This is a genomic window from Streptomyces sp. NPDC085944 (genome assembly GCF_040686295.1).
Classification (GTDB): Bacteria; Actinomycetota; Actinomycetes; order Streptomycetales; family Streptomycetaceae; genus Streptomyces; species Streptomyces salinarius.
The window spans coordinates 84,334-101,435 of sequence record NZ_JBFBJX010000006.1 but is presented as its reverse complement, the minus strand read 5'-3'; the positions used below and the strand labels follow the sequence as shown (position 1 = coordinate 101,435).

The 17,102-nt window shown below is 72.4% G+C and carries 13 protein-coding genes; 1 reads left to right on the top strand and 12 read right to left on the bottom strand.

Features of this window, described 5'->3' with window-relative positions; genetic code table 11:
- Positions 1–82: 82 nt before the first annotated feature.
- From AB0P07_RS13560 to AB0P07_RS13515, 10 genes are all read right to left on the bottom strand, one after another.
- On the bottom strand, positions 83–757 hold the full coding sequence (locus AB0P07_RS13560; protein ID WP_365549463.1) for an SUKH-4 family immunity protein: 675 nt from the start codon (positions 755–757) through the stop codon (positions 83–85).
- A gap of 171 nt (positions 758–928) precedes the next feature.
- Positions 929–3,250 (bottom strand): molybdopterin cofactor-binding domain-containing protein, encoded by a 2,322-nt coding sequence (locus AB0P07_RS13555; protein WP_365549460.1) that lies wholly within the window; start codon positions 3,248–3,250, stop codon positions 929–931.
- Entirely contained in the window at positions 3,247–5,691 is a 2,445-nt protein-coding gene (locus tag AB0P07_RS13550; RefSeq protein ID WP_365550301.1) for a 2Fe-2S iron-sulfur cluster-binding protein, read from the bottom strand. The genes AB0P07_RS13555 and AB0P07_RS13550 overlap by 4 nt, the downstream gene beginning before the upstream one ends.
- Positions 5,692–5,981: 290 nt before the next feature.
- Positions 5,982–6,875, bottom strand: coding sequence for an FAD binding domain-containing protein (locus AB0P07_RS13545; protein ID WP_365549458.1), 894 nt, complete (start codon positions 6,873–6,875; stop codon positions 5,982–5,984).
- 273 nt (positions 6,876–7,148) lie between these two features.
- Complete coding sequence (locus AB0P07_RS13540) at positions 7,149–8,762, bottom strand: beta-N-acetylhexosaminidase (RefSeq protein ID WP_365549455.1); 1,614 nt, start codon at positions 8,760–8,762, stop codon at positions 7,149–7,151.
- A 1-nt stretch (position 8,763) separates the two neighbouring features.
- On the bottom strand, positions 8,764–9,609 hold the full coding sequence (locus AB0P07_RS13535) for a carbohydrate ABC transporter permease (RefSeq protein WP_365549452.1): 846 nt from the start codon (positions 9,607–9,609) through the stop codon (positions 8,764–8,766).
- Positions 9,606–10,508 carry a sugar ABC transporter permease gene (locus AB0P07_RS13530; RefSeq protein ID WP_365549449.1) on the bottom strand — a complete coding sequence of 301 codons (903 nt, stop codon included), beginning with the start codon at positions 10,506–10,508 and terminating at the stop codon, positions 9,606–9,608. Before AB0P07_RS13530 ends, AB0P07_RS13535 begins: the two co-directional genes overlap by 4 nt.
- Positions 10,509–10,567: 59 nt before the next feature.
- Positions 10,568–11,866, bottom strand: coding sequence for an extracellular solute-binding protein (locus AB0P07_RS13525; protein ID WP_365549446.1), 1,299 nt, complete (start codon positions 11,864–11,866; stop codon positions 10,568–10,570).
- 242 nt (positions 11,867–12,108) lie between these two features.
- On the bottom strand, positions 12,109–12,393 hold the full coding sequence (locus AB0P07_RS13520; RefSeq protein ID WP_030402030.1) for a DUF3039 domain-containing protein: 285 nt from the start codon (positions 12,391–12,393) through the stop codon (positions 12,109–12,111).
- Between the two features lie 30 nt (positions 12,394–12,423).
- Complete coding sequence (locus AB0P07_RS13515; protein ID WP_328560781.1) at positions 12,424–12,996, bottom strand: YqgE/AlgH family protein; 573 nt, start codon at positions 12,994–12,996, stop codon at positions 12,424–12,426.
- A gap of 233 nt (positions 12,997–13,229) precedes the next feature.
- On the opposite strand from AB0P07_RS13515, the gene murA reads away from it, so the two are divergent.
- Positions 13,230–14,576 (top strand): UDP-N-acetylglucosamine 1-carboxyvinyltransferase, encoded by a 1,347-nt coding sequence (gene murA / locus AB0P07_RS13510; RefSeq protein ID WP_061444436.1) that lies wholly within the window; start codon positions 13,230–13,232, stop codon positions 14,574–14,576.
- Between the two features lie 192 nt (positions 14,577–14,768).
- Here murA and AB0P07_RS13505 read toward each other — a convergent pair whose 3' ends face one another.
- Both AB0P07_RS13505 and AB0P07_RS13500 read right to left on the bottom strand, forming a co-directional pair.
- The gene (locus AB0P07_RS13505) at positions 14,769–15,050 is read right to left on the bottom strand and encodes an HU family DNA-binding protein (protein WP_004000874.1); all 282 of its coding nucleotides are present in this window, start codon (positions 15,048–15,050) and stop codon (positions 14,769–14,771) included.
- Between the two features lie 353 nt (positions 15,051–15,403).
- A complete protein-coding gene (locus tag AB0P07_RS13500) occupies positions 15,404–16,819 on the bottom strand; it encodes an NAD-dependent malic enzyme (protein ID WP_365549441.1) in 1,416 nt (471 codons plus the stop codon).
- Positions 16,820–17,102 lie beyond the last annotated feature (283 nt).

The window sequence follows — 17,102 nt, the reverse complement described above, 5'->3', positions numbered from 1 at the left end:
GGGCCAATGCCCGCCTTGACCCCTGTCGGGAGACGGGCCGGGACCGGGACCTTGGTCGTACGACCGTCCTGTGCGCAGCGAGTTACGCGGGCTCGATTCCCACCACGGTCTCCAACCGTCCCGCCCGGCGCAGTGCCCACAGGGTGAGGGCGAGGGCGGTCACGTCCGCCACCAGGGGGTGCAGGGTGCCGTCGGAGGTTCTCCAGGTGAGGACGGCGCCCGTCGTGCCGTTGACGACCACGTGGGTGCCGTCCGTCAGCCGTCCCAGGCGGACGAGATGGTCCGCGTCGGGCGGGAGCGGGTGCTCGGGGTGGTCCTCACCGTACTCCGCCAGCGTCGGCAGCGGCAGGTCGTCCGGGTCGAGGCGGAAGGGGCGGGCGTCCTCGGGCAGGCCCGTGTCGCGCAGGAAGCGGCGGGTGGGCTCGTGGGTGAGGGTGCTCGGGAAGTCGATGTCCTCGAAGCGCGTCACCCGGTGGCGGCCGAACTCGCGGTCCAGGAAGCGGGGCGGCAGCTCCGGGGAGGTCCCCGGCTCCGTGCGGTGGCTCACCGCGAGGAGCAGGCAGCTCATCAACGCCGACGTGTTCCACAGGGACGGCCGGTCGCAGCCTGCCGACCCCCGTCGGGCGGCGCCGCGTGTCCACGCCGGGTCCTCCACCGTCGTCGCGAGGCGGACCCGGGTCAGCAGCGAGGGGGCCGGTGCCCCGACGTCTGCCACCGCGTCCCGCATCGTCGTCGTACCGCCGGTGTCCGCCTGCATCGTCTCCCCCGAGCTGTAGAGCCGTCCGTGTGCCGACGGCTGCCGTTCGCACTCCTTCGGAGACTACGCGCCACCACTGACAACGCGCCTGCGCACGGACCCCGTTCGCCCCGTAGGACGCGTCCGGCCCGTGTCGCGTTGCCTCACGCGCGTGAGCGGCGCGATGTCCGCTCAGTGACCGGTCGCCACCGCCGCCTGCGGGCGGATCGGGAGCCGGTTGACCGGGCGTCCGGTGGCCGCGCGCACCGCGGAGGCGACGGCCGCCGGGGACGCCACCACCGGGACCGCGCTGACGGCCTTGGCGCCGAAGGGGGCGACCACGTCCCGCTCCTCCACGAGCTTTACGATCCGGATGTCCGGAGCGTCCAGCGCGGTCGGCAGGGCGTAGCCGGTGAGGTCGGGGTGGCGGATCAGGCCGCGCGGGGTGCGGAGGTTCTCCGTGAGCGCGATACCGACGCCCTGGGTGACGCCCGCCTCGATACGCGCGGTCAGCTGGGCCGGGTTCAGGACGCGGCCCACGTCCTGGGCGACGGCCAGTTCCACGACCCGTACCGAGCCGATCTCGATGTCCACGTCCACCACCGCGCGGATCGCGCAGAAGGCCATGCCGACGAACGCGTCGCCCTGCCCGGCCTCGTCCAGCGGCTCGGTCGGGTGCGGGCGGCACTGGGCGGTGGCCCACAGCTCCTTGCCGTCCAGCGCCTCGGCGACCGTCGTCGACAGCACGCCGTCGTACGAGGTGATCTTGCCGTCGGCGATCTGCAGCAGCTCCGTGGACATGCCGAACTGGTGGGCCAGCGGCTGCAGGAGCTGGGTGCGGACCATCTTGGCCGCGCGTTCCACGGCGCCGCCCGACACCCAGGTGTGGCGGCCTCTGCAGCCCGCGCCGGCCGGGGGCTGGTCGGTGTCCACGGGGGCCACGTGGACCTCGTCCACGCCCAGGGTCTCCTGGACGATCTGCCGGGCCAGGGTCGTGAAGCCCTGGCCGGTCTCCACGGCCGCGCACAGCACCGTCGCCACGCCGCCCTGGACCTTCACGGTGGCCGTGGAGACCTCGTCCGCGCCCTCGGCGCCGAGCATGTGCACCATGCCGATGCCGTAGCCGACGCCCCGGCGCACCGCGCCCGGTTCGCCCGCGCCCTCGGGGCCGCCGGGCAGCAGCCACTCGTCCTCGGGCGTGTCCTTGGGCAGGGCGGGGAGGGGGAAGTCGCGGACCGCCTGGAGGAGTTCGGCCACGGGGGCCGGGCAGGTGACGGTCTGGCCGGTGGGGAGGACGTCGCCGGTGGCCAGGACGTTGCGCAGCCGCACCTCGGCCGGGTCCAGACCGAGCTTCTTGGCGATCTTGTCCATCTGCGCCTCGTACGCGGCGCACACCTGCATGGCACCCTCTCCGCGCACGTGGCCGGAGGGCGGGTTGTTGGTGCGTACCGCCCAGCCCTCGATGAAGGCGTTGGGCACGACGTACGGACCGCAGGCGAAGGCCACCGCGGCGGCCAGGGCGTCGGAGGAGGTGTCGGCGTAGGCGCCCGCGTCGAGGAGGATCTGCGCCTCGACCTTCACGACCCGGCCCTCGACGTCCGCGTGGTGGCGGTAGCGCAGGAGGGTGGGGTGGCGGTGGGTGTGCCCGAGGAAGGACTCCTCGCGCGTGGCGGTCAGTTTCACCGGGCAGCCGGTCTTCAGCGCCAGCAGGCCGAGCGGCAGTTGGAAGCCCTGGTCCTCGCGGTCCGCGGTGGCGCCCGGCACCCCGGTGACGACGATCTTCACCTGTTCGGGCGACAGGCCGTAGCAGGCGGCGGCGATGTCCCGGTCGCCGTGCGGGTCGGTGGAGGCCAGGTACAGCTCCACGCCTCCGTCGGGGCGCGGCACGGCCAGACCGGCCTCGGCTCCTATGGGGGCCGGGTCCTGGCGGCCGATGCGGTACAGGCCCTCGACGACGACCTCGCCGGCCGCCTCCGGGTCGCCGTGGCGCAGCGGGATGTGCCGGATCAGGTTGCCGTCGGGATGCAGCGGCTCGGCCTCGAAGGCCTGCTCCGGGTCGGTGACCGGATCGAGCACCTCGTACTCGACGATGACGGCGGCGGCGGCCATCCGCGCGGTGTCCGGGTGGTCGGCGGCGACGGCGGCGAGGGGCTCGCCGTGGTGGCGTACGACGTCGGAGGCGAAGACCGGGCGGTCGGCGTGGCCGCCGCGGCCGTGCAGCGGGGTGCCGGGCACGTCCTCGTGGGTGACGACGGCCCGTACGCCGGGCATCTCGCGCGCGTGGGTGGTGTCGATGGACACGATGCGCGCGTGCGGGTGCGGTGAGCGCAGTACGGCCGCCCACAGCAGGCCCTCGGCCCACAGGTCGGCGGCGTACGGGAAGGTGCCCTCGGTCTTGGCGCGGGCGTCGGCGGGCGGCAGGGACGCGCCGAGGCCGTGCGGGATCGGCTCGGGGACGGGGGTGGCCGTCTCGGCGGTTCCCTCGGCCTCCGCAGTCGCGGCGTCATTGCTCACGCGTGGCCTCCGTCCTGGCCGTGGTTGCCGTGCTCGCCGTGGAGCGGGTGGCTGTCGTGCGGTCCCGTCGCGTCCTGCGCGTCCGGTGGCGGCTGGGACTCGAACGCCGACGGGTTGACGCCGCCCGCGCCGGGACCGGCCTGGTGCGGGATGCGGGGCTCGTCGGGGTCCGCGCCCGCGTGTGCCTCGGCGTCGCCGTGCGCCTCGCGTTCGGCGACGACCTCCTGGACGGCCTCCAGGACGCCCCGGTAGCCGGAGCAGCGGCACAGATTGCCGCACAGGGCCTGGCGGGCCTCCAGCTCGGTCGGCGCCGGGTTGCCCTCGAGGAGGTTGTGCACGGTCATCGCCATGCCGGGCACGCAGAAGCCGCACTGCACCGCGCCGCGCCGGGCGAGCGCCCGCTGTACGTCCGAGGGCTGTCCGTCGGTGGCCAGGCCCTCGACGGTACGCACCTCGCTGCCGGCCGAGGTCACGGCCGGGACCAGGCAGGAGGCGACGAGCCGTCCGTCGACCTGCACGTTGCAGGCACCGCACTCGCCCTGCGAGCAGCCGTCCTTGGCGCCCGCGAGGCCGAGCCGCTCGCGCAGGACGTAGAGCAGCGACTCGCCGATCCAGGCGTCGGTGACGGGCCGGTCGGCGCCGTTGACGCGCAGCACGTAGGAGGCGAGGGGGTGTTCGTCCTGCGGGCCGAAGGGGGCCGGGGGCTCCTCGGCGGCGGTGGGGGCGGGGACGGCTTCGGGATCGGTGGCGTCGGACCGGCTCCCGTCCGGGCCGGTGCGGCCGTCGGCCGCGTCCGCCTCGGCGTCCGCGGTGCCGGACACCTCGGCGGCGACACTCTGCGGGCCCGTCGTGCCGGTCGGACGACCGGTCGTGGGCTCCGGATGCGGCGCTCCCGCGGGCTCCTGCCCGGGCCCGGACGCCGGCTCCCGCCCGTGCTCCCGCGCGCCCTCGGGCGTCGGCCCGCTCCCGGCGGTCGATGCCGGGCCCGGCAGGGGGCCGTCGGGGGCCTCCGGGCGGGGTTCGCCCCTCGTCTCCTCACCGGAGCCTGCCGAGCCTTCTGCGCGGCCTTCAGGGGCCTCCTCGGCCCCACCGGGCTCGTTGGCCACCGTCTCGGTCCCGCCGACCGGCCCGGTGGCCGTCTCGACCGTCCCGTCGGCGGGGTCGGACGGGTACGCGACGGCGCCGGAATCGGACCGTCGCACGCCGTCGTCGTGACCCGGCGCGTGCATGGCGTTCGCGGGGCCGGAGGTCTGCACACCGTCAGCGGCGCCGGCCCGGTGCAGTCCGTCGGCGTGGCCGAGGGCGTGCGGGTCGTCGGCGGATTCGGCGGCGTACCGGCCCCCGTCGTGGCCGGGCCGGGGCACGCCGTCGGCGGACGCGGGCCCCCGCGCACCCTCGGCGGGACCGGGCGCGTGCACACCGGCGGCGGGACCGGACGCGTACGGGCCCTCGACGGGACCGGAGACCGGCGCACCCTCGTCGGAAGCGGACCCACGCAGGTCCCCGGCCGGACCGGACGCGTACGGGCCCCCGTCGGGACCGGCCCCGTGCACACCGGCGACGGGACCGGAAGCCGGCACACCCTCGTCGGAAGCGGACCCACGCAGGTCCCCGGCCGGACCGGACGCGTACGGGCCCCCGTCGGGAGCGGAGGCCGGCGCACCCTCGTCGGAAGCGGACCCACGCAAGCCCTGGGCGGAACCGGACGCGTACCGGCCCTCGTCGGAAGCGGACCCACGCAAGTCCCCGGCGGGACCGGAGACGTGCGGGCCGTCGGCGGAAGCGGAATCGGACGCGTACCGGCCCCCGTCCGGGCCGAGCCCGTTCGCGCCGCCGTCGGAGGCCGGGACGTGCGGGGGTCCGGAGGGGTGCTCCCCGCCGGTCGAGGCGGATTGACCCCTGTCGCCCCAGGGCCGACCGGCGGGCTGGGGCGACGGTGGGCGCCGGTCCTCGGCGGACCGTTCATCGGTGTCCGGCCCGCTGTCCTCCCGGCGTTCGCCCCACGGCTGCCCGGCGGGCTGCGTCGCCCAGGGCGCGGGAGCGCCGCCGGGGAGGGTGGCGGGCGCACCGGTGCCCCACTGCTCGGCCAGGGACGACGTGGTGAACTCGCCCGACTCGTCCGGCAGGTCACCGCCGGCGACGGGGATGGACCACTGCCCGGTCACGTCCTGGCCCGGCGCGGGCGCGGCCGCCGGGGCCTCCGGGTCGGCCTCGGAGGCCTGCGCGGCCTGCGCGGCCTGCGAGAAGTCCCACTGTCCGGTGGGCCCGGGCTGGTAGGCGAACCGGTCGTCCTGCCCGGGGGCGCCCTGCCCGGTGTGCGTGCCGTAGGGCGCCGCCCCGCCGTACGGGTCGTGGTGGGCGGCGTAGTCGCCGTACCCCTGTCCGGCGTCCGGCGCCTGCCACTGGGTGCCGTCCACGGGTGCGGACGGCGTCGAGGGCATCGCCCAGGAGCCCGTGGCGGCCGGGTCGGTTCCCGCGGTGGTGGCGGGCGCGACCGTGATCTGGGGCGGCACGTAGCCGTGGCCGGGTGCGGCGAGCGGACTGTCGGAGGAGGCGAGGAGCGCGTCCACGCCGCCCTCGGGGAGTTTCACGAAGGCGGTGGCGCCGTCGTCGTAGTCGCCCTGGGGCAGCGGGTCCCAGCGTCCGCCGCTCGGCGGCGTGCCCCCGGCGTGCTGATCGCCGTACTCGTCCCCGTACTCGTCCCGGTATTCGTCGCCATGCCGGTCGTCGGTCACGACAGCGCCCTCCCCAGTGCTCGTCGGGCCAGCGCGGCGACGGTGCGCCGCAGGTGCAGTACGGCGGGCGGCAGCGGCGGCACGGAGCCGTCCTCGGCCGGGGCCTCGTCGGGGATGCAGGCCGCGGCGACGTACTCGCCGAAGCCGTGCAGGGCCTCGGGGACGATGGCGCGGCCGTTGTCCCAGTCGATGAGCGAGGCCACCCACTGCTCGGCCTCCAGGGGCCGCAGCGGCATCGGCGCGATGGCGCCCACGGCGCACCGTACGCCGCGCCGCGCCGGGTCGAGGACCAGCGCCACGGAGGCCGTCGCGCGGCCGGGACCGGTGCGGCCGGTCGCCTTCAGGAAGACCTGCGGCGCGTGCAGCAGCGGCACGCGCACGTAGCCGATCACCTCGCCCGCGCGGAGCATCTCCATGCCCGCCAGCAGGTGCGAGACCGGCACCTCGCGCCGGGCGCCGTCCTGGCCCGCGATGATCAGCGTCGCCTCCAGGGCGGCCAGCACCGGCAGCGCGTCCCCGGTGGGGGCGGCCGAGGCGATGTTGCCGCCCAGGGTGCCCGCGTTGCGGATCTGCGGCGGTCCGGCGGCGCGCGCGGCGGCGGCGAGCGCCGGGATGAGCGCCGCGAAGTCGGGGCGGCCCATGCGGGCGTGGGTGAGGCCCGCGCCGAGCAGCGCGTGGCCGTCCTGGTACTGCCAGCCGCGGATCTCGCTGATCCGGCCGAGACCCACCAGCGCGGCGGGCCTGAGCAGGCCGGAGTTGACGGCCGCCATCAGGTCGGTGCCGCCCGCGACCGGAACGGCCGCGGGCATCGCGGCGAGCGCCGCCACGGCCTCGTCCAGTGTCGTGGGCAGCGTGACGGCCTGCGCCGCCTGCGGTGCGTGCGTGGTCAAACCGACTGCCCCTTCCCGCTGTCCCACCTGGTCCCGCCCATGTGGCCGTACCGTACGACCTCACAGGGCGGACGTGGCAACTCTGGCACATCTTCGCAGGGCCCGAACGCAGGGGTCCCATAGGAGGCATTCGCCCGCCTCGTCGGCGAGATGGACCGTTTTCGTGCGGGATCTCCGACGATCGGAGCTGGGCGCCATGCGCGCGAGTTGCCAACCTTCGGTGACGTTTGGGAGCGTTTCGCGGTCTGGTTGTCGCTGTGTGGCGGAGTCTTCCTACTTGTTCGGCGGCGGCCCGTCGATCGGCCGGCCGAGCACACCGGGCCGCCGCTGCCAGGGCAGCGGGCCGGCGGGCGGCCGGTAGTCGACGCCCAGGGCGTCCAGGCGCCGGTAGTGGGCGGCCATCCGCCGCTCGAAGGCGGCGTAGTCCCGCTCGGCGGGGGCCGGCAGCGCGCTCCAGGCCACCTCGGCGAAGGCGGCGAGCCTCGGGAACACCTGGTAGTCCACGCGCCCCTGGTTCTCCATCACCTCGGTCCACACGTTGGCCTGGGTGCCGATCACGTGTCCGGACTCGTCCGGTGTCAGTTCGGCGGGAACCGGTTCGAACCGGTAGACGTCCTCCAGGGTGCGCACGAAACCGATCGGCACCGGTTCGTCCTCGCCCGGGGCCTGCCGGTGGTCCAGGTACACCTGCTGCTCGGGGCACATCACGACGTCGTGCCCCGCGCGCGCGGCGGCGACCCCGCCCGCGTAACCGCGCCAGGACGCCACGGCCGCGCCCTTGGCCAGGCCGCCCTCCAGGATTTCGTCCCAGCCGATGAGCCGGCGCCCGCGTTCGGTGAGCCAGGTGTCGAAGTGCTGGATGATCCAGGCCTGGAGTTCGTCCTCGTTCGCGAGGGCGAGTTCCTCGATGCGCGCCTGTGCGGTGGCCGAACTCCGCCACTGCTCCTTCGGGCATTCGTCGCCGCCGATGTGGACGAACTCCGAGGGAAAAAGCTCCAGCAGTTCCTCGAACACGCCCTCGTAGAAGCGCAGCACGGCGTCCGTGGGCGCGAGTACGTTCGGGGAGACGCCCCAGGTGTCCCACACGGAGAGCGCCGTGGTGTCGATCACGTCCGTGTTGCCGAGTTCGGGATACGCGGCGATGGCGGCCTGCGAGTGCCCGGGTACGTCGATTTCGGGGACGACGGTGATGTGCCGTTCGGCGGCGTAGGCGACGATCTCCCGGATGTCGTCCTGGGTGTAGTAACCGCCGTGGGGTTTGTCCTCCCACAGCGGCGAGGCGCGGTGGCCGTATTTCGTGCGCGCGCGCCAGGAGCCGGTCTCGGTGAGCTTCGGGTGGCGTTTGATCTCGACGCGCCAGCCCTGGTCGTCCGTCAGGTGGAAGTGCAGGACGTTGAGTTTGTGCGCGGCCATCAGGTCCAGGTAGCGCAGGACGCCGTCCTTGGGCATGAAGTGCCGGGCGACGTCCAGCATCAGTCCGCGCCAGCGGAAACGGGGCGCGTCCTCGATGCGGGCCAGCGGCAGCCGCCAGCGGCCCTCGGGCAGCGGGGCGCGCCGGAAGGCGTCCGGGCCGAGCAGCTGGCGCAGGGTCTGGGCGCCCCAGAAGAGGCCGGCCGCGTCGCCGCCGGTGAGGTGCACGCCCTCCGGGGCGACGACCAGGCGGTAGCCCTCGTCGGGCAGGCCGGCGTCGAGGGCGAGGCGGATGGCGCCGCCGCCGCCCGCCGAGGGGGCCAGCGGCAGACCGGTGGCGGCGCCCAGCGTGGCGCGCAGCCAGCGCTCGGTGCGCCCGGTGCCTTCGCCGGCCACCAGAGCGGTGTCCGGGCCGAGGTCGAAGAAGTCGTCCTCCTGAAGGGAGACCTGCTGTGGCTGGGGAAGAACGTCGCTCACGTCAGTCCTTTACCGCTCCGCCGAGGCCGGAGACGAGTCGTCGTTGCACGAGTATGAAGAAGACCAGCACCGGAATCGTCATCACCGTGGACGCGGCCATGACGCCGCCCCAGTCGGGATCGTCCGGCTTGTAGAAGACCAGCAGCGCCATCGGCAGCGTCGACTGGGAGGTGTCGCTGATGATGAACGACTTGGCGAACAGGAAGTCGTTCCAGGTGGAGATGAAGGAGAAGACGCTGGTGGCCACCAGCCCCGGGAAGACCAGCGGGAAAAGGATCTGCCAGAGAAAGCGGCTCCGGCTCGCCCCGTCGATGTGGGCGGCCTCCTCCAGGGCCTCCGGCACGGCTTTCACGAAGCCCCGCAGCATCCAGATCGCGAAGGGCAGCGAGAAGGCGATGTGGGGCAGGATCAGCGAACCCAGCGTGTTCAGCTGGCCGAAGTCCCGCATGAGGAAGAACAGCGGGATCGTGAGTGCCTCCACGGGCACCATCTGGGCCACCAGGAACATGATCAGCAGGGTGGTCCGGAAACGGAACCGGAAACGCGTCACGGCGGTCGCCGCGAGGAACGCGATCAGCGCCGAGGCGATCACGACGGAACCCGCCACGATCAGGCTGTTGAGAAAGTAGCGGCCGAATTCCTGCTGTGCGAAGACGCGCCGGAAGGAATCCAGCGAGGGGGTCAGCGTCCAGGGCCGGGGCTCGCTCGACTCGATCTCCCCGGCCGGTTTGAAGGCGCTCAGCACCATCCAGTAGAGCGGGAAGGCGACCACCACGGCGATCAGCAGCGCGGACGCCTCGGCCGCGAGCCGCCACGGACGGCGCACACGCGCGCGCGAAAGATTCACAGCTCCTCCCCCTGGCGGCGCAGCAGGCGCAGGTAGACCAGCGTCACGGCCAGCAGCATCAGCAGCATGACGACCCCGATCGCGGAGCCGAGGCTGTACTGCGAGGACGCGAAGGCCTTCTGGTAGGCGTAGACGTTGAGGACGAGGTTCTGGCCGGCGATGCCGCCGCCGTTCGTCATGACGTAGATCTGGGTGAAGACCTTGAAGTCCCAGATGACCGACTGGATGGTCACGACCACCAGGATCGGCCGGAGCATCGGCGCGAGCACCGAGCGCCAGATCCTCCACTGCGAGGCCCCGTCGAGCGCGGCCGCCTCCAGGACCTCGGCCGGCACGGCCCGTATCCCGGCGTAGACGGTCACCATGACGAACGGGAAGGAGCACCAGACCACTTCGAGCAGCACGAGCAGGAAGGCGCTGTAGCGCCCGTACGTCCAGGAGTGGTCGCCGAGGCCCAGGATCCGGTTGACGGGCCCGAAGTCCGGGTCGAACAGCAGCAGCCACACCGTCGACCCGGTGACCGCCGGCGTCGCCCACGCCCCCAGCCCCGCCAGCATCAGCGCCAGCCGCGGCACGGCCCGCACCCGCGTGAGCAGCACGGCGAGGGCGCACCCGACCGCCAACGTCGACACGACGCACGCGGCGGCGAAGACGACGGTGGCGAGCAGCACCCGCCAGAACTCCCCGTCCCCGAACAGCTCGGCATAGTTCCCGAACCCTTGGAAGGTCGTCGGCTCCCCACCACTGACCTGCGCCTGCGTGTACTCCAGGAAGGAGATCAACCCGAGCTGGTAAACGGGGTAGACGAGCAATCCACCAAGGACGACAAGAGCAGGCGCGAGGTAGATCCAAGGGGTACTGGAGGAGCCCCGAAAGGGGCGCGGGGAACTGCGCGACATGCCACGACGGCGCCGCACTCGCACACGCACCGCACCCCCCGAGCTCACAGGCGAACCCGTCATCCGGCGGAGCCGAACGCGTCGTCCATCTTCCGAGCCGCATCCCCAGCCGCGGCCCCCACGTCCTTCTTGCCGCTCACCACCTCCTGGAACATCGTCGGCAGCACCTGCGAGGAGTCGATCGTCGCCCACGCGGGAGAGGCGGGCACGAACTTCGTGCCCGCGGCGAGCGTGTCGACGAACGGCTTCACGAACGGCTCCTTCGCCGCGACCTGCTGCCGTACGTCCGCGAAGGTCGGCAGGAAGCCCATCGCGTCGAACAGGTCGCCCTGCGCCTTCTTCGACGCGAGCCGCTTCGTCAGGTCGACGGCGAGGGTGCGGTGCGAGGTGCTCTTCAGGACGCCGATGTTGTTGCCGCCCGCGAAGGCGGGGGCGATGGAGCCGGGCTCGGCCCCGGGCAGCGGCACGACCGCGTACTTGCCCTTGACCTGGCCGGCCTCCACGGCCTGGTGGCTGAAGTCGCCGCCGATGGCCATGGCCGCCTTGCCGGAGGCGAAGGCGGTGACGGTGTCGTTGCCGCCCATGCCGGCGCACTTGGCGGCGGGGCAGTTGTCGTCGCCGAACAGTGCGGTGTACGCCTCGATGCCCTTCCGGGCGGCGGCGCTGTCGACGGCGGCGGCGTACGAGCCGCCCTTGCCGGTGGCGAGTTCGCCGCCGTTGGCCCAGATGAACGGCATCGCGCCGTAGGTGTAGGCGCCGCCGACCGCGATGCCGTAGAGGTCGGGCTTGGCGGCGTGCACCTTCTTGGCGGTGGACGCCAGCTCCGCCAGCGACTTGGGAGGTTCGAGGCCGAGTTCGTCGAAGACGTCGGTGCGGTAGTAGAGGGCTCGGACGCCGACGAAGTAGGGGGCGCCGTAGACCTTGCCGTCCACGGTGACCGACTGGCGGGCGGTGGGGTCGGTGTCCTTGGCCTCGTCCCAGGCCGCGAACTCCTTCGATATGTCGGCGAGTCCGCCGTCCTTGACGTATCCGGCGGTGTCGGTGTTGCCGTACTCGATGACGTCGGGGGCGCTCTTCGGGTCGTTGAAGGCGGCCTTGATGCGCTGGGCGCGGGTCTCGACCGGGATGTACTCGACGGTGACCTTCGTGTCGTCGTGCGCCTTCTCGAAGTCGGCGAGGACCGCGTCGACGACCTTCTCCTTGGGCTTGTTGTTGACCTCCTGGAACAGCCAGACGCGCAGCGTGCCGCTCTTCTCGTCCTTGCCGGAGGAGGAGTTGTCGGACGTCTGGGGGGCGCAGGCGGTCGCGGCGACGACGGCCGCGGCCAGCAGTACGGCCAGGCGGGGGGCGAGCTTCATGGAGTCTTCCTCCGGGCGTGCGTTGCAACATATGCAATGACGGTTTCGCTCTGCACAACACCCAGGAGCGTAGGGAGACATGAACCTGTCCACAAGAGGTCTGAACCAGTTCGTAAACCTCTTTGTGGATCAGCACCGTCGGAGCCCCGCCCCGGCCACGACGCACGAAGGCCCCCGGAGTGCGCGCGGGCACACTCCGGGGGCCTTCGGGAAGTCTCAAGAGGTCCGTACGGGCAGGGGCGCTACTTCTTGTCGCCGCCCTTGCCCTCGTCCCCGCCGCCGCTCATGGACTCGTAGATCTCCTTGCACATGGGGCAGACGGGATACTTCTTCGGGTCGCGGCCCGGTACCCAGACCTTGCCGCACAGCGCCACGACGGGGGTGCCGTCGAGGGCGCTCGCCATGATCTTGTCCTTCTGGACGTAATGCGCGAAGCGCTCGTGGTCGCCGTCGCCGTGGGACGTCTGCGGCGTCGGCTCGACGAGGGTTCCCGTACCTGTCCCGCGCTCGGGCTCGAGAGTGCTCATAACCGCCAAGGGTACTGAAGCTCACACGCTTCAGTTGAGCGACGGGTCGTCCGGGTACGTCGCCACCATCGCCAGGTCGCCCCGCTGGCGGCGCAGCACCTCGCGCCAGAGTCTCTCGGGGAACGGCGAGGAGACGTCGCCGGGCTCGGACTCGACCACGTACCAGGCGCCCTCGGTCAGCTCGTCCTCCAGCTGACCGGGCCCCCAGCCCGCGTACCCGGCGAAGATCCGCAGGGCGCCCACGGCCGGCGCCAGCAGTTCCGGCGGTGCCTCCAGGTCGACCAGGCCGATCGCGCCGTGCACCCGGCGCCAGCCCAGCGGCGCCCGCTCGCCGGTCGCCCCGCCGGGGACGACGGCGACGCCGAGGGCCGAGTCCAGCGAGACCGGACCGCCCTGGAAGACGACGCCCGGCTCGCCGGCCAGGTCCGCCCAGTCCTCCAGGATGTCGCCCACGTCGACCGGGGTGGGACGGTTGAGGACGACACCGAGGGAGCCCTCCTCGTCGTGGTCGAGGAGGAGCACCACCGCACGCTCGAAGTTCGGGTCCGCCAGGGCGGGCGTTGCCACGAGCAGCCGCCCCGTGAGCGAGGACACCTCGGTCATGCCAGACATGATCCCGCATGTTCCCCTCCCGTGGGGAGGCAATCGGAGGCACGGGGGTGAACACGCACCCGCGCACGCCCCTCGGCCGTGACCCCCTGTACGCGCCCGTGAACGCCACGTGTTGTGACAAATCCATGACGTTGCCGGACCGTGCGGAGGCGCCCTGAAGGGGGGTACAAGACGATTACCCTTTCCCTTCTGGCCCCTGCCCAACCCCACGGAACGCGAGATTCATGACCGTCAACGGCGCTGATGACGTACTGCTTGTCCACGGCGGAACCCCGCTGGAGGGCGAGATCCGGGTCCGCGGTGCGAAGAACCTCGTGCCGAAGGCCATGGTGGCCGCCCTGCTGGGCAGTGCGCCGAGCCGGCTGCGCAACGTGCCGGACATCCGCGACGTGCGGGTCGTACGCGGACTGCTGCAGCTGCACGGGGTGACCGTCCGTCCGGGCGAGGAGCCCGGCGAGCTGGTCATGGACCCCACCCATGTGGAGAGCGCGAACGTCGCCGACATCGATGCCCACGCGGGCTCGTCGCGCATCCCGATCCTGTTCTGCGGCCCGCTGCTGCACCGTCTCGGGCACGCCTTCATTCCGGGCCTGGGCGGCTGCGACATCGGCGGCCGGCCCATCGACTTCCACTTCGACGTGCTGCGGCAGTTCGGCGCGAAGATCGAGAAGCGGGCGGACGGCCAGTACCTGGAAGCCCCGCAGCGGCTGCGCGGCACGAAGATCCGGCTGCCGTACCCGTCCGTCGGCGCCACCGAGCAGGTGCTGCTGACCGCCGTGCTCGCCGAGGGCGTCACGGAGCTGTCCAACGCGGCCGTGGAGCCGGAGATCGAGGACCTGATCTGCGTCCTGCAGAAAATGGGCGCGATCATCGCCATGGACACCGACCGCACGATCCGCGTCACCGGCGTGGACGAGCTGGGCGGCTACACCCACCGTGCCCTCTCGGACCGCCTGGAGGCCGCCTCCTGGGCCTCCGCGGCGCTGGCCACCGAGGGCAACGTCTATGTCCGCGGGGCCCAGCAGCGCTCGATGATGACGTTCCTGAACACCTTCCGGAAGGTGGGCGGCGCGTTCGAGATCGACGACGAGGGCATCCGCTTCTGGCACCCGGGCGGCCGGCTGAAGTCCATCGCCCTGGAGACGGACGTGCACCCCGGCTTCCAGACGGACTGGCAGCAGCCCCTGGTGGTCGCCCTGACGCAGGCCACCGGCCTGTCCATCGTCCACGAGACGGTGTACGAGTCCCGGCTGGGCTTCACCTCGGCGCTCAACCAGATGGGCGCCCACATCCAGCTCTACCGCGAGTGCCTCGGCGGCTCGGACTGCCGCTTCGGCCAGCGCAACTTCCTGCACTCGGCCGTGGTCTCCGGGCCGACCAAGCTGGAGGGCGCCGACCTGGTCATCCCCGACCTGCGCGGCGGCTTCTCGTACCTGATCGCCGCCCTCGCGGCCCAGGGCACGTCCCGCGTCCACGGCATCGACCTGATCAACCGCGGCTACGAGAACTTCATGGACAAGCTCGTCGAGCTGGGCGCGAAGGTGGAACTCCCGGGCAAGGCGCTGGGCTAGCAACCCATGGACACGCCGGTGGGGCGGTCACCCGAGTCCGGGTGACCGCCCCACCGGCGTTGAGACGAGCGCCCCGAAGGGGCGCGGGGAACTGCGCGACCAGCCACAACGGGCCCGCAGCCGCGAAACGACCGCACCCCGAACGAACGATCCGCGCAGTCCCCTGCACGCAAAAGCGGAGCGCCTACGCGCCTACTTACCCTTGGCGGCTTCCTTGAGCTTGGAGCCCGCGGACACCTTGACGCTGTAGCCGGCCGGGATCTGGATCGGGTCGCCGGTCTGCGGGTTGCGGGCGGTGCGAGCGGCACGGTGGGTGCGCTCGAAGGTCAGGAAGCCGGGGATGGTGACCTTCTCGTCGCCCTTGGAGACGATGTCGCCGACAACCTCGGCGAACGCGGCCAGCACGGCGTCGGCGTCCTTGCGGGTCACCTCGGCGCGGTCGGCCAGCGCGGCCACCAGCTCACTGCGGTTCATGTTGTTACTCCCGTGTTCTTCTTGCCGTTGAGGCGTGCCACGCGGCGGAGCCGCATGTTGGGCACAGCGATGCCGATGCTGCCAGGGCCCTCTGACATTCCCCGGACCCGGGTCGGTCGTCAGACCCTCGCGCCCAGGGAGGCATCCTGCCTCCACCTGCGGCGGTAAAGCCAATCCGGCACCCCCAGGAGGTCGTGAGAGCACCCTTGGGAGTCACACGCCGAGAGGGCCTGAGCCTTGCGCAACCCTAGAGGGCGATCCGAGGCCCGACATCCCGCGACGCGCCGGAGCGGCGGCCCGTACGTGGTGATCCTCGCCACCACGTACGGGCCGCCTGCCCGGGCCCAGGGGACCTAGGCGACCACTCCGGCGGCCTTCGCCGCCTCCCGCACGGCGCCCGCGACGGCACCGGCGACCTTGTCGTTGAAGACGCTGGGGATGACGTAGTTCGGGTTGAGCTCGTCCTCGCTCACCACGTCCGCGAGGGCGTGCGCGGCGGCCAGCATCATCTCGGTGTTGACGGTGCGGGACTGGGCGTCCAGCAGACCGCGGAACACACCGGGGAAGACCAGCACGTTGTTGATCTGGTTCGGGAAGTCGGAGCGGCCCGTGGCGACGACCGCGGCCGTCTCGCGGGCGACCGCCGGGTCCACCTCGGGGTCCGGGTTCGCGAGCGCGAACACGATCGCGCCGTCGGCCATGGCGGCCACGTCGTCGCCGTCGAGGACGTTGGGGGCGGAGACGCCGATGAAGACGTCGGCGCCGTGCACGGCCTCCTTGAGGGTGCCGGTGAGGCCCTCGGGGTTGGTGTTGTCGGCGATCCAGCGCAGCGCGGACCGAGGGGCGGCGTCGACCAGGTCGGCGCGGCCGGCGTGCACGACGCCGTGGATGTCGGCGACCACGGCGTTCTTGACGCCCGCGGCCAGCAGCAGCTTCAGGATGGCCGTACCGGCCGCGCCGGCGCCGGACATGACGACCCGTACGTTCTCGATCGGCTTGTCCACCACGCGCAGGGCGTTGGTCAGCGCGGCGAGGACGACGATGGCGGTGCCGTGCTGGTCGTCGTGGAAGACGGGGATGTCGAGGGCCTCGCGCAGCCGGGCCTCGATCTCGAAGCAGCGGGGGGCGGAGATGTCCTCGAGGTTGATGCCGGCGAACCCGGGGGCGATGGCCTTGACGATCTCGACGATCGCGTCGGTGTCCTGGGTGTCGAGGCAGAGCGGCCAGGCGTCGATGCCGGCGAACCGCTTGAACAGGGCCGCCTTGCCCTCCATCACCGGCAGCGCGGCCTTCGGGCCGATGTTGCCGAGGCCGAGGACGGCGGAGCCGTCCGTCACGACCGCAACGGAGTTGCGCTTGATGGTCAGGCGGCGGGCGTCCTCGGGGTTCTCGGCGATGGCCATGCAGACGCGGGCCACGCCGGGCGTGTAGACCATGGACAGGTCGTCGCGGTTGCGGATGGGGTGCTTGGACGCCATCTCGATCTTGCCGCCGAGGTGCATGAGGAAGGTACGGTCGGAGACCTTGCCCAGGCTGACGCCCTCGATGCCGCGGAGCTGCTCCACGATCTCTTCGGCGTGGGAGGTCGAGCCGGCCGCGATGGTGACGTCGATACGCAGCTTGTCGTGGCCGGAGGCCGTGACGTCGAGGCCGGTGACCGAGCCGCCGGCGGACTCCACCGCGGTGGTGAGCTGCGAGACGGCGGTTCCGCCCGCGGGCACCTCCAGCCGGACCGTCATCGAGTAGGAGACGCTGGGCGCCGTTGCCATGGCCGACTTCCTCTGCTTTCACCGTGTAACTGGGTTGTGCCGTCCGATCGTCGCACCTACCACCGAGTACGCGGTAGCCGCCCCGGATTGCGAACTTTTTGTTCGCACCGATTTCGGAAAACGACTTCCACCATACGAGAAGTAGCCCGTCGGGGGAAGGGGTCGGCGGAAGTGGCGGCCCGGACGGGTCCGGGCGGTGAAAGGAACCCGCGGGACGGGAATTGTCTTGCGGGGATCGTTTGTTACCTTGGACGTGGCACCGGCTCGATCCAAGCCCCCGGGC